General features: G+C 65.5%; 13 protein-coding genes and 1 pseudogene. 3 read left to right on the top strand and 11 right to left on the bottom strand.

Annotated elements, in window-relative coordinates:
* On the top strand, positions 1 to 938 hold a 938-nt coding region (locus tag PMI40_RS01545), incomplete at its 5' end, for a M81 family metallopeptidase (protein ID WP_008111417.1).
* Between the two features lie 4 nt (positions 939 to 942).
* Positions 943 to 1845 carry a DMT family transporter gene (locus tag PMI40_RS01540; protein ID WP_238540873.1) on the top strand — a complete coding sequence of 301 codons (903 nt, stop codon included), beginning with the start codon at positions 943 to 945 and terminating at the stop codon, positions 1843 to 1845.
* A 61-nt stretch (positions 1846 to 1906) separates the two neighbouring features.
* On the opposite strand, the gene PMI40_RS01535 is transcribed toward PMI40_RS01540, so the two are convergent.
* The 5 genes from PMI40_RS01535 to PMI40_RS01515 all read right to left on the bottom strand — a co-directional run bounded on the left by PMI40_RS01535 (position 1907) and on the right by PMI40_RS01515 (position 5583).
* Positions 1907 to 2431, bottom strand: coding sequence for a TlpA disulfide reductase family protein (locus PMI40_RS01535; RefSeq protein WP_008111413.1), 525 nt, complete (start codon positions 2429 to 2431; stop codon positions 1907 to 1909).
* A gap of 138 nt (positions 2432 to 2569) precedes the next feature.
* On the bottom strand, positions 2570 to 3229 hold the full coding sequence (locus tag PMI40_RS01530) for a BON domain-containing protein (RefSeq protein WP_008111410.1): 660 nt from the start codon (positions 3227 to 3229) through the stop codon (positions 2570 to 2572).
* Entirely contained in the window at positions 3222 to 3818 is a 597-nt protein-coding gene (locus tag PMI40_RS01525; protein ID WP_008111408.1) for a phosphoheptose isomerase, read from the bottom strand. Before PMI40_RS01525 ends, PMI40_RS01530 begins: the two co-directional genes overlap by 8 nt.
* Before the next feature lie 106 nt (positions 3819 to 3924).
* On the bottom strand, positions 3925 to 4308 hold the full coding sequence (locus PMI40_RS01520) for a YraN family protein (RefSeq protein WP_008111406.1): 384 nt from the start codon (positions 4306 to 4308) through the stop codon (positions 3925 to 3927).
* 3 nt (positions 4309 to 4311) lie between these two features.
* Positions 4312 to 5583, bottom strand: coding sequence for a penicillin-binding protein activator (locus PMI40_RS01515; protein WP_008111402.1), 1272 nt, complete (start codon positions 5581 to 5583; stop codon positions 4312 to 4314).
* Positions 5584 to 5596: 13 nt separating this feature from the next.
* Here PMI40_RS01515 and rsmI point away from each other — a divergent pair, with 13 nt between their 5' ends.
* Positions 5597 to 6520 (top strand): 16S rRNA (cytidine(1402)-2'-O)-methyltransferase, encoded by a 924-nt coding sequence (gene rsmI, locus PMI40_RS01510; protein WP_008111400.1) that lies wholly within the window; start codon positions 5597 to 5599, stop codon positions 6518 to 6520.
* Here the strand turns inward: rsmI and PMI40_RS01505 are convergent.
* The 6 genes and pseudogenes from PMI40_RS01505 to PMI40_RS01480 form a co-directional block, all read right to left on the bottom strand.
* The gene (locus tag PMI40_RS01505; RefSeq protein WP_008111398.1) at positions 6517 to 6846 is read right to left on the bottom strand and encodes an SMR family transporter; all 330 of its coding nucleotides are present in this window, start codon (positions 6844 to 6846) and stop codon (positions 6517 to 6519) included. The genes rsmI and PMI40_RS01505 overlap by 4 nt on opposite strands.
* Positions 6847 to 6856: 10 nt before the next feature.
* Entirely contained in the window at positions 6857 to 8008 is a 1152-nt protein-coding gene (locus PMI40_RS01500) for a septal ring lytic transglycosylase RlpA family protein (protein WP_008111397.1), read from the bottom strand.
* A gap of 133 nt (positions 8009 to 8141) precedes the next feature.
* Positions 8142 to 9251: a rod shape-determining protein RodA gene (gene rodA / locus PMI40_RS01495; RefSeq protein WP_008111395.1), complete on the bottom strand. Its 1110-nt coding sequence runs from the start codon at positions 9249 to 9251 to the stop codon at positions 8142 to 8144.
* Between the two features lie 60 nt (positions 9252 to 9311).
* Positions 9312 to 11276, bottom strand: coding sequence for a penicillin-binding protein 2 (gene mrdA / locus PMI40_RS01490; RefSeq protein ID WP_008111393.1), 1965 nt, complete (start codon positions 11274 to 11276; stop codon positions 9312 to 9314).
* A gap of 20 nt (positions 11277 to 11296) precedes the next feature.
* Positions 11297 to 11809, bottom strand: a complete 513-nt coding sequence (gene mreD / locus PMI40_RS01485) for a rod shape-determining protein MreD (RefSeq protein WP_008111391.1) — start codon at positions 11807 to 11809, stop codon at positions 11297 to 11299.
* A pseudogene (locus tag PMI40_RS01480) lies at positions 11806 to 12103 on the bottom strand (rod shape-determining protein MreC); the annotation flags it as partial. The pseudogene PMI40_RS01480 and the gene mreD, both read right to left, overlap by 4 nt.

Here is a 12103-nt window from a genome sequence, read left to right as displayed (position 1 = left end):
GCTGGCGCCAGCTGCCGCTGCTGTCGGCCACGCTCACCAGCAATACCTCGGCCTCGGCCATGCAGCGTGCGGTACAGGCCGCGCAGCGGGCCGAGCAGGAACCAGGGATCCTGGCGGTATCGGTATTGGCTGGCTTTCCGTTGTCGGACTTCCGCGATGCCGGGATGTCGGTGGTGGTGGTCGCCGATGGCGATGCCGACCAGGCCGATGCGGTGGCCGAGCGCATTGCACGCCGGATGTGGGAAGAGCGCGTCGACTTCGTCTACGACAGCCTGCCGCTGGCACAATCGCTGGCGCAGGCGCGCCAGCGCAGCCAGGGACCGGGCCAGGGCCCGGTACTGCTGCTGGACCACAGCGACAACGTGATGTCGGGCGGCACCTGTAACACCATGGACGTGCTGGAGGCAGCGCTGGCGGCCGGCCTGCAATGCATCGCGGTGGGTCCCATCAGCGACCCCGAGGCGGTGGCGCAGATGATCGACGCCGGGCTGGACGCGACGCTGACCCTGGCGGTGGGCAACAAGGTGCCGCTGACGCAGCAAGGCATCACCAAGGTGCCACCGATGCTGACCGGTCGCGTGGCCGCCATCAGCGACGGCCGCTTCACCGTGACCGGGCCGATCTATACCGGCTCGACCATCCAGATGGGGCGCAGCGTGCTGTTCGATATCGGCCCGGCGCGCATCGTGGTCACCGAAGAGCGGGTCGAACCCTATGACACGGGCGTATTCACCAGCCTGGGACTGGACCCGGCGCAGCAGTCGTTCCTGATCCTGAAGTCGCGCATGTATTGCCGGCCGGTGTTCGTGCCGCTCAGTCGCGGCCTGGTCGAGTGCGATTCCGACAGCGGCGGCCCCACCAGCGCCAATCTCAAGCTGTTCCCGATCGCCAAGGTGCGACGCCCGATCTATCCGCTCGACGCGGACATGGATTGGTGACGGCGTGAGCACCAACCGGCCCGGCGCGGCCAGGGTCATGCTGGTATTGCTGGGCCTGCTGTGGGGCCTGAACTGGCCGGCGGTGAAGATCTCGCTGTCGGGCGTATCGCCCTGGGCCTTGCGCAGCACCGGGCTGGGCGTAGCCGCCTGTACGGTATTTGCGCTGGGCCTGCTGCGACGACGGCCGATGGCCCTGCCGCGCGGGCGCGAACGGCTGCACCTGGTCGTGGCCGGGCTGCTCAATGTAGCGCTGTTCAACATCCTGCTGACGTTTGCACAGCTGGGCGCGGCCACCTCGCGGGTGGCCATCATCACCTATTCGATGCCCTTGTGGGCCACGCTGGCGGCACGCCTGGTGCTGGGCGAACGGCTCGACACGCTGCGCGCCGGCGGGCTGGCGCTGGGTGCGGCCGGCCTGGCGGTGCTGTTGTGGCCGTTGCTGGCGGGCGGCCTGCCGGCGGGCATCCTGCTGGCATTGGGGGCGGCCATCTCTTGGGCGCTCGGCACCGTCTACATGAAATGGGCCCGGCTCAGCGCCGAGCCGCTGGCGCTGGCGGGGTGGCAATTGCTGATCGGCGCGGCGGTGGCGTTGACCGGGCTCATGGCGTTCGAGCCTGGCCGGCATTTTCCGCCGTGGAGCGAAATCGATGTACGGCTGCTGCTGGCGCTGGGCTATCACATCCTGTTCGGCATGGCCGCCGCGCACGTGCTGTGGTTTTCGATCGTGGCGCGCATGCCGGCCGGCGTGGCCGCGCTGGGCACCCTGCTGGTGCCGGTGGTGGGCGTGAGCGGCGCGGTGCTGCTGCTGGGCGAGCGCCCGGCACTCACCGACCTGGCGGGATTTGCGCTGATCTTCTGCGCGGCGCTGTGTGTATTGTTGCCGGCGCGGCGCACGGCGCCCCGATAATCAAGAAAAGCCGCTCGGCGAGCACACTGGACAGCTTTTCCGCATGCGCCCGAACCCGGGGTCAGGCCGCTGCCAGCGCCTTCTCCAGCAACTGGTGCAGCTCGGCGAACTGGGGCGCGCCGACATAGCGCTTGATGATATTGCCGTTCTTGTCGATGACGAAGGTGGTCGGCGTGAGCTTGACGTCACCGAAGGCATTGGACAACTTGTCCTGCGTATCCAGCGCCACCTGGAAAGGCAGCTTGCGGGTCTCGGTGTAGTTGAGCACGTAGTTCGGCGGATCGTAGCTCATGGCGATGGCGACGAAGTCGAGTCCGCTGGCCTTGTATTTGTTATAGGTCTCGATCATCTGCGGCATCTCGCCCACGCAGGTGGTGCAGCTGGTCGCCCAGAAATTGACCATCACGACCTTGCCGCGCAGGTCCTTCAAGGCCACCTGCTGGCCATCGAGCCGGGTAAAGGTGACGTCGGGCGCGGCATGGCCGGTATTGACCTTGACATAGGCGAAGGCGGCCGCCGCCGCGATCACCGCCACGGCGGCCAGCTTGATCCAGAGACCGCGTGACGAACTTGCCTGTGCTTGCATGTTGTTGCTCCAATGGCGCGATGCGCGAGTAGCGCCATTATAGTCGTCGGCGCCGATTCGTGCGGTGCGCGCCGCAGACGTGCAAACCGCCGGACAAGCCGGCGGTTTGATCTGCATCATGCTGGAAATACAACGCGTCTAGCTGGTGCCCTTGTTTTCGCTGGCCGGCTTGCGCTGGTAGTTCTGCAGTTCGTCTTCGGAAATGTACTCGAACAGGGTCACCACCTTTTGCACGCCCGATACGCCACTGGCGATCTGGGCGGCGCGCTGTCCTTCGCGCTGGGTGACCCGCCCCATCATGTAGACGATGCCGCGTTCGGTCGTGACCTTGAAGGCGCTGGAATACAGCGTCTTGTCGTCCACCAGGCTGGCCAGCACCTTGCTGGTGACGAGCGCGTCGCTGGAACGGTCAGAGAAGCCCGACGACGGACCCACGGCCAGTTCGTTGAACACCCCATCGACATTGCCCAGGGCGCGCGCTTCGCGCTCGGCAGCGAGCTTGGAGTTTTCGTCCGGCACTTCGCCCGACAGCAGCACCTTGCGGTTGAAGGCGGTGACATTGACGTGCGAGCCGGCCGTCACCGCGTTGGGGATACGGGTTTCACCCTTGACCACGATGGACTTGTCTTCGGTCTGCGCACCCAGCGTGCGGCGATCGGTGGCGGCGAAAGTGGTGGCCAGCGCGCCACCGGCAAATACCGCGAAACAGCCCTGCAGGCTCAAGGCCAGCATGCCGCCCAATGCCACTGCCGCCAACGGGCGGCGGGTCTTGACCCAAAACGATCGTGCTTCATTCATGCGCATCATCTCCAAATAGTGCGACGTCGATACCGTCGCAAATGCAGTGCAAGGTCACCAGATGTACTTCCTGGATGCGCGCGGTACGTTCATGCGGCACGCAGATGTGTACATCGGCATCAGTCAAGATCTTGCCGATGGCGCCGCCCGTCTTGCCGGTCAGGGCCACCACGCGCATGTCGCGCTCGTGCGCCACTTCGATGGCCGCCAGGACATTGGCCGAATTGCCCGAGGTGGAAAACGCCAGCAAGACGTCACCCGCCTGGCCGAAGGCCTGGACCTGTTTCGAAAAGATTTCCCGGTAGCTGTAATCGTTGCCGACTGCGGTGAGGATGGAGGTGTCGGTCGTCAGTGCAATCGCAGGCAGTGGCAAACGCTCGCGTTCGAACCGTCCCACCAGTTCGGCTGCAAAGTGCTGGCTGTCTGCAGCCGAACCACCATTGCCGCAAGCAAGAATCTTGTTGCCATTCGACAGCGCCGTGAACATAAGTTCAATGGCCTGTTCGATCGGTTGCGCCAGGACCTGGGCAGCCTTCAGCTTCAGGTCTGCGCTTTCCTGGAAGTGGGCGATGATGCGAGGATTTGTCATAGTGCGTGGGATTATAGTTGAGTCGACTGGCTTCGATCCGCCCGAATCGTAAAGAATGGATAACGGGCGCGGCGAGCGCCCATGATACTCCTGCCGGCCCCCGGATTCACGCTTCGATGGCGTGCCGCAGCCATTCCAGGCGCTCGCCTTCGATGGCGATGACGTCGAAGCGGCAAGCCGGCACATGGGCCTGGCGCTGCAGGAAATGCTGGGCCGCAACAATGAGCCGGCGCTGCTTGGCCGGCGTGATGCTGGCCAGTGCACCGCCGTGCGAGGCGCTGGCCCGGGCTCGTACCTCGACGAACACCAGCACCGCACCGTCTTGCATGACCAGGTCGATCTCGCCGCCCCTGCAACGGAAATTGCGCTCCACCAGCGCCAGGCCGTGCTGTTGCAGGTGCGCCAGCGCCTGGTCCTCGGCCCAGTCGCCACTGCGCTGGCGACCGGTACGGCGGTCGCGTGCATCGCGCCAGCGCTGCAGCAGCGCCATGGTTCAGTACTGGTCGGAGGTAGGAACCGGCCAGCCGTCCTGGTAGACGGCCTGGGTCTCCTGGCGCTGGAAGTAGGTGGTACCGCCACCGACCATGTTGACGTTGAGCCTGCCGGTGACGCCATCGAGATCGAAGCCGGAACGCTGCAGCGAAATTTCATAGGCCACGCGGTAGGCATCGATACCCAGCGCGTACAGGCGTGCCAGGTCGGCGTTGGGCCGCTCGCCGTCGGCGGTAGCCGGGCGGGGATAGCGCGACACCGCACTCTGGTCTGGCTGCAGCTGCCAGGGGATGTCGATCAGGCGCACGCCATCGAGCTCGGGCATCTTGTCGTTCGGGTTGTCGCGATTGAGCGTATAGGGGTTGATCTGGGAGGTGCCGTAGATCGGCAGTTCGGTGCCGATGGCGCTGCGCAGCTGCAGCGTCTGCGCCGCGTCCAGGGCGGCGAAGACCAGGGCCGGTTTCTCCTGCTCGATGCGGCGCGCCAGCTGGGCCAGCCCGGGCGCGCTGAGCACGTTGCCGGGCGTGCTCAGTTCCAGCACCTCGGCCTGCATGCCAAGCTGGCGGGCGGTGACCTGGAAGGCGCGCACTGCGCGCTTTTGCCACGCCACCGAGGTCGACACCGCAAAGATCTTGCCGGGCGTCTTTTCCTTTTCGACCCAGTTGGCGACCTGGCGTGCCTCGTCGTCGATCGACAAGCCGATGGTCAGCATCAGCGGCGGCAGGCGCTGTTCGCTCTCCGGTGGCAGGTCGGGCTGGGCCAGTGCCACGGTGGGCTTGGAGACGCGAGCGCTCTGCACGATCGAGGTGACGGCGCTACGCGAGAGCGGCCCGATCAGGATGTCGAACTTGGCCGACGCGTCGTCGTACGCGCGCTGCATGTCGGCGGCGCTGTCGCCGGTCTCGATGATGGACAGCTGGATGTTTTCCTTCTGGCGCGAATAGGCGGTGAGAAAACCGGTACGCACGGCATCGGCGGCAGCGCCGAACATGCCGCCGCGGTTGGGCAACAACAGCGCCATGCGAGTGGGAGCGATGGCCGACAGGGTAGGCGCCATCGGCGCCACGGCACCGGGATCGGTCGGGGTCGAGGGCGTACCGGCTGGGCCGGCCTGGGCCAGCAGGGGTACACTGTGGGCTGTGTCGCCCGCGGCCAGTGCCGGAGCCGCATGCATCGCCAGGCCCAGCCAGGTCGCCAACGCCACGGTCCTCGCTGCCGCACATGCCGTTGCACGCACCATTGCACACGCCGCCATTTTCAATCCAGTGAACATCACGCCTCTCCCAATGAACCAGAATTCGAGCGCAGCCGCTTCCCTCCTGCCAGATCCCGCACAGCAAACCTATCCGGTGTCGGCATTATATGTGCTGGCCACGCCCATCGGAAATGTCTGCGACATCACGCTGCGCGCGCTGCACCTGCTGTCGATCGCCGATGCCGTGGCCTGCGAGGATACCCGCAATACCAGCCAGCTGCTGCAGCGCTACGGCATGAACCGTCCGCTGCTGGCAGCGCACCAGCACAACGAGCGCGAGGTGGCAGCCAAGATCGTGGAGCGCCTGCAGGCCGGACAGCGTATCGCCCTGGTGTCGGACGCCGGTACCCCGGCCGTGTCCGACCCCGGCGCGCGCATCGTCGATGCGGTACGCGCGGCGGGCCTGCGGGTGGTACCGTTGCCGGGGCCGTCGGCGGCGGTGACGGCATTGTCGGCTTCCGGCTTGCTGGACGAGGGCTTCCAGTTCGTCGGCTTCCTGCCGTCCAAGGCGCGCCAGCGGGAAAGTGCCTTGCAGGCCTTGGTGGCGGCGCCGGCGACGCTGGTGTTCTACGAGGCGCCGCACCGTATCGTCGAGACCATCGATGCCATGCTGCAGGTGTTCGGCCCCCAGCGGCGGGTGGTGCTGGCGCGCGAACTGACCAAGCTGTTCGAGGACATCCATCGCTGCGAACTGGGACAGGCTGCGGCCTGGCTGCAGGAAGACGCCAACCGCCAGCGCGGCGAATTCGTGGTGCTGCTCGAAGGGGCGCCGGCCGGCGAGGACGACGGCGCCCAGGCCGAGGCCGAACGGGTGCTACGCATCCTGCTGCAAGAGCTGCCGTTGAAGCAGGCTGCCTCGCTGGCCGCGCAGATCACCGGCCACAAGAAAAACGCGCTCTACGAGCGCGCCTTGCAACTCAAGGATGGCGTCCGGGCGCCCGATGGCCAGCCCTAGTGCACCGAGCTCTTCGACAGGTTCAGCACCAGCACGCCGGCGATGATCAGGCCCATGCCGATGATGGCGGTCAGGTCCAGCTTCTGTCCGAACAGCACCCACGACACCGCTGAGATCAGCACGATGCCCAGGCCCGACCAGATCGCATAGGTGATGCCGACCGGGATGCTGCGCAGCGTCACCGACAGGAAGTAGAACGCCAGGGCATACCCCACCACCACCGCCACCGATGGCCACAGCCGTGAAAAACTGTCGGAGGCGCGCAAGGCGGAAGTGGCGATGACTTCGGAGACGATGGCGATACCGAGTGCCAGGTAGGGATGCATCAGGGTGTTCCTAGCGTTCGACGATGAAGGGAGTGCCGGCACTGCGTTGGCGCACCAGCATGGCGGCGTTCTGCGCCTCGGGGCGGGTAGGGTAAGGGCCGGCATACAGGCGATACAGGCCGTTGACCTGTACCGCCTGCAGGCTGTCGATCACGCCCGACAGGCCCGGCAACAGCTTGTCGCGCGCCACCAGGGCATTGGCTTCTTGCGAATAGGCGCCGAACTGCAGGTAATAGCCGGCCGATAGCGGCACTGCCTGCGGCATCGCCGGGGACGGCGCCGAGCCGCTGGCGACGGCGTTGATGATGCCGCCGCCACCGGTCAGGCCGGCGCCGTTGGCACTGCTGGTGGTAGTCGCATTGATCGGCTGCACCGCCGCCACGGTAGGCTGCGGCGCCATGTTCTGGGCGGTCACCGAATTGATGCTGACCGGCTCGGTGCTGACACCGGCGACGGTGGTGACGCCGCCGTTGCGCCGGGCCTCCGACATGCGCTGCGCCTCTTCCGGCAGGATCCGCTCGACTTCCAACTCGCTGCTGCCGGTGCCCAGGTAGCCCAGCTTCAGCGCCGCCGTGTAGGACAGGTCGATGATGCGGCTGGAATGAAACGGCCCACGGTCGTTGACCCGCACGATGACCTGCTTGCCGGTCTTGAGGTTGGTCACGCGGGCATACGAGGGAATCGGCAGGGTCGGATGGGCGGCGGTCATCTTGTACATGTCGTAGAGCTCGCCCGACGAAGTCTTCTGGCCGTGGAATTTCTTGCCGTACCAGCTGCCGATGCCGCGCTGGATGAATGGCTGGGTATCGGTGATGGGCACATAGGTCTTGCCGAACACGGCATAGGGCCGGCTGGCCGCGCGCGAGACCGGCTCGACCTGCGGCTCGGCATCGGCGACGTCGAGCAGGCCGTCCGGGACATGGTCACCCGGGCCGTCGTCCTTGTAATAGCCGCCGCGTCCGGAACCTGCCGCCGGCAGGGCCGGCGCGTTGGAAGGCCGGCTCACGCCGGCGGTCCGGGCCGGTGCCGGCGTGGCCCCGGGCGTGGCCTGTTGCGGCGCGGTGCTGCTGCACGCGGCCAGCAGCACCGGCAGGGCCAGTGCCGCCAGCCGCAGCAGCGCTTGTCCGTCACTGAAATATTGTCGGAGTGATATCGATCGCATTGCTATCCTTGTGCGGGCAGGCCAATGTGTCCGGCCGGAATTTTTTCGCCACGATACCAGAATTGGCCTGCCCCACGGCTGACAACTCGTCAGTAGCCGAGTTCAAGGCCCTGCTGCGTTGCCGAGTCGATGTTCAGGTCTGCACCAGTTTACGGTGTCGCTGGATGCTCATCAGGATCCCTGCCCCCAGCCCCAGCGTCACCAGCGCCGTGCCGCCATAGCTCATGAACGGCAGGGGCACGCCCACCACCGGCAGGATGCCGCTGACCATGCCCATGTTCACGAAGGCGTAGGTGAAGAACATCATCGTGATGGACCCTGCCAGCAGGCGGGTAAACAACGTGGGCGCATTGGCGGCGATCATCAGGCCGCGCCCGATCAGCAGCAGGTACAGCAACAGCAGCACCAGGTTGCCGATGAGGCCGAATTCCTCGGAATAGACCGAGAAGATGAAGTCGGTGGTGCGTTCGGGGATGAATTCGAGGTGGGTCTGGGTGCCCATCAGCCAGCCCTTGCCGGCCACGCCCCCCGACCCGATGGCGATGGTCGACTGGATGATGTGGAAGCCCTTGCCCAGCGGGTCGGAGGTAGGGTCGATCAGCATCATCACCCGTTGCCGCTGGTAATCGTGCAGCACCGACCACACCACCGGCAGGCTGGCCGCCCCGGCCACCACCAATGCCGCCAGGATCTTCCACGACAGGCCGGCGAAGAAGATCACATAGAACCCCGCCGCCAGCACCAGCAGGCCGGTGCCGAGATCGGGCTGGCGAATGATCAGGAAAGCCGGCACCAGCAGCAACAAGGCTGCCACCACGAAGGCGTGCCAGCGCAACATGCCTTCGCGCTTCTGGAAATACCAGGCCAGCATCAGCGGCATGGCGATCTTCATGATCTCGGACGGCTGCACCACCATGCCGACGTTGAGCCAGCGGCGCGAGCCCTTCTTGATGATGCCGAACAGGGCCACGGCGATGAGCAGGGTCACGCCCACCGTATAGACCGGCACCGCCAGCCGCAGCAACAGCTGCGGCGACACGTTGGCGGCGACCCACATGACGATGAAGGCGATCAGGATATTGCGCAGCTGGTCTTCGACCCGGCCGGGGAAGTTCATGCCGGCCGAATAGAGCGTCACGATACCCACCGACAGGATCAGGAACACGATCAGCGACAGCGCGCCGTCGAACACGGTCAGGTGCGGCTTGATGACTTGCCACAGCGGCGGTCGTTGCAGGCTCATGCCGGCTCCCTTGCTTGGTCCGCGGCGCATGGCGCCGGGCGGTAATGATGCGGATGCATGTCAGTCCTGCGGTACGTCCGGCGGGACCGTCGGGGTGATGCTGCTGTCTTCGGTGGCCTCGGCCGGGGCCTCGGTCACCGGCTCTGGGGGGGCCACCGACTTGATCGGCTCGTTGGGGCGCTTGCCCAGCATGAAGTAATCCATCGCCTTGCGCACCAGCGGCGCGGCCACGCCGGCGCCCCAGCCGCCGTTCTCGACCACCGCGGCAATCGCGATGCGGGGCGCGTCGGCCGGCGCGAAACCGATGTACAGGCCATTGTCGTGATAGATGCGCGACAGCTTCTTGGAGTCGTACTTCTGGTTCTTGGCGATGTTGACCACCTGCGCGGTACCGGTCTTGCCCCCCGATTCATAGGGTGCGCCTCGGAAGGCATTGGCGCCGGTGCCTTCCTTGACCACGCCGACCATGGCGCGCTTGATGAAGTCGATGTTTTCCTGCTTGAGTGGAATACGGTAGCTTTCCTTGGGCACGGTCTCGGTGCGCTCGTGGGTGACGCCGTCCTCGATGATCTTGACCAGGTGCGGCTTCATCACCACGCCATTATTGGCCAGGATCGACATCGCCTGCGCCAGTTGCAGCGGGGTAAAGCTGTTATACCCCTGGCCGATGCCCAGCGAGACCGTATCGCCGCCGACCCAGCGCTTCTGCTCGGGTTTGCGGTAGGCATTGCGCTTCCACTCGGTCGAAGGCAGGATACCGCGCCGCTCATGCTCCAGGTCGATGCCGGTGATCTGGCCGAAACCGAACGGCTTCATGAAGTCATGGATGGCGTTGACCCCCATGTCGTTGGCCAGCATGTAGTAATAGGTATCGCACGAGATGGCGATGGAGCGATACATGTCGACCACGCCGTGGCCGCCTTCCTTGTCGTCGCGGAAGCGGTGGTTACCCAGCACGAAGAAGCCGGGGTCGCGGATCGCATCCTGCGGGCGCCGCTTGCCCAGTTCCAGCGCCGCCAGCGCCATGAAGGGCTTGTAGGTCGAGCCGGGCGCATACACCCCCGACAGCGGGCGGTTCAGCAGGGGCCGGTCGATCGACTTGTTGAGTTCGTCCCAGCTCTGCTGGTCGATGCCCTCGACGAACAGGTTGGGATCGTAGGACGGCTGCGAGACATAGGCCAGGATGTCGCCGGTGGCCGGATTGATCGCCACCAGTGCGCCCTTCTGGTCGCCGAAGGCTTCCTCGACCACCTTCTGCAATTCGATGTCGATCGACAGGATCAGGTTCTTGCCGGGCGTGGCCGGGGTGCGGGAGAGCGAACGGACGGCGCGGCCGCTGGCCGATATCTCGACTTCCTCGTAGCCGGTGGTGCCGTGCAGATGTGCCTCGTAGCTCTTCTCCACCCCTTCCTTGCCGATGTAGTCGGTGCCGTTGTAGTTGGCCTCGTCATCGGTGTCGGCAATGCGCTCGGCGTCGCGCTGGCTGATGCGGCCGATATAGCCGATCACGTGCGCGGCGGTCTTGCCATACGGATACTGGCGGAACAGCCGGGCCTGCACCTCGACCCCGGGGAAGCGATAGCGCTGGGCAGTGAACTTGGCCACCTCTTCGTCGGTGAGCCGGGTGCGGATCGGGATGCTCTCGAAATTCTTGGATTCGTCCTGCAGGCGGCGGAAGCGACGCCGGTCGCGCGCCTGGATCTCGACCAGTGTACCCAGCTCATCGATCAGCTCATCCAGGTTGGCCCTGATCTTGGAAGGCGTGATTTCGAGCGTATAGGCCGAATAGTTGCGCGCCAGCACCACCCCATTGCGGTCCAGGATCAAGCCGCGATTGGGCACGATCGGCACCACCGATATGCGGTTTTCCTCGGCCTGGGCGGCGTAGGCGTCGTGGCGCACCACCTGCAGCCACAGGAAGCGTGCCACCAGCAGGCTGAAGCAAAACAGCACCAGTACGCTCACCGCGAGCAGGCGCAGCCTGAACAGCTTGAGCTCGTGCGCGGTGTTCTTGAATTCGGTCATGCGAAGCCGCTGGTTATCTGCTAGATGGGACGATTCTCGTCACGATTGATGGCGCGCCGCTGGGGCGCCAGCAGCAGCCAGCTCACCACCGGCCACAACAAGGCCGAGATGAAGCTTTCGCTGAAATAGAACCAGTGCGGGAACTTGCCCGTCACCAGCAACTGCACTACCAGCTGCACCGCCTGGGCCAGCAGCAGCAGCGGCAGCACATGGATGGCCTGGGTGCGCAGCGGGAACCACGCCACGCGCCGATGGATCATGATCGCGAAATACGACAGCAGGGTATAGGCCAGGGCATTCTCGCCCAGCAGCGTGGCTTCGTTGACGTCCATCAACAGGCCCATCATGAAGGCGATGCTGATGCCGACCTTGCGCGGCTGGTGGATGTTCCAGAACACCAGCACCAGCGCCACGAAGTCGGGCACGCCCACCATTTGCCCCCACGGCATAAGGTTGAGCAGGAAGGCCAGCACCAGCGTCAAGCCGATGAACAACGGATTGGCCGGCAACAAGATGTAATGCGGATCGTTCATCGCGTGGTTTCCTTGGCGGCTGGCTTGGCCGCACCGGCTGGTGCCGCCGCCGGGGTGGCGGGAGCGGCAGTGGCGGGATTGGCCACGCCCTTGCGCTCCTGGCTCACATTGTCCTTGGGGGTGGCATTGGCATCGTCGGCGCTGGAGTCGCGGGTGCTATCGCGCAGGCGACGCTTGAACAGCTTGGCGCCCTTGGCGTCGACCACATCGGCTTCGGGCCGCGGCGCCCCCTGTTGTTCGACCAGCAAAATCAGCAATTGCCGGTGGCGATCGATGCCCGCCAGCGGCTGGGAG

The organism is Herbaspirillum sp. YR522, assembly GCF_000282575.1.
In the GTDB taxonomy this organism is placed as follows: Bacteria; Pseudomonadota; Gammaproteobacteria; order Burkholderiales; family Burkholderiaceae_D; genus Herbaspirillum.
This window is presented reverse-complemented; position numbering and strand designations above follow the sequence as displayed.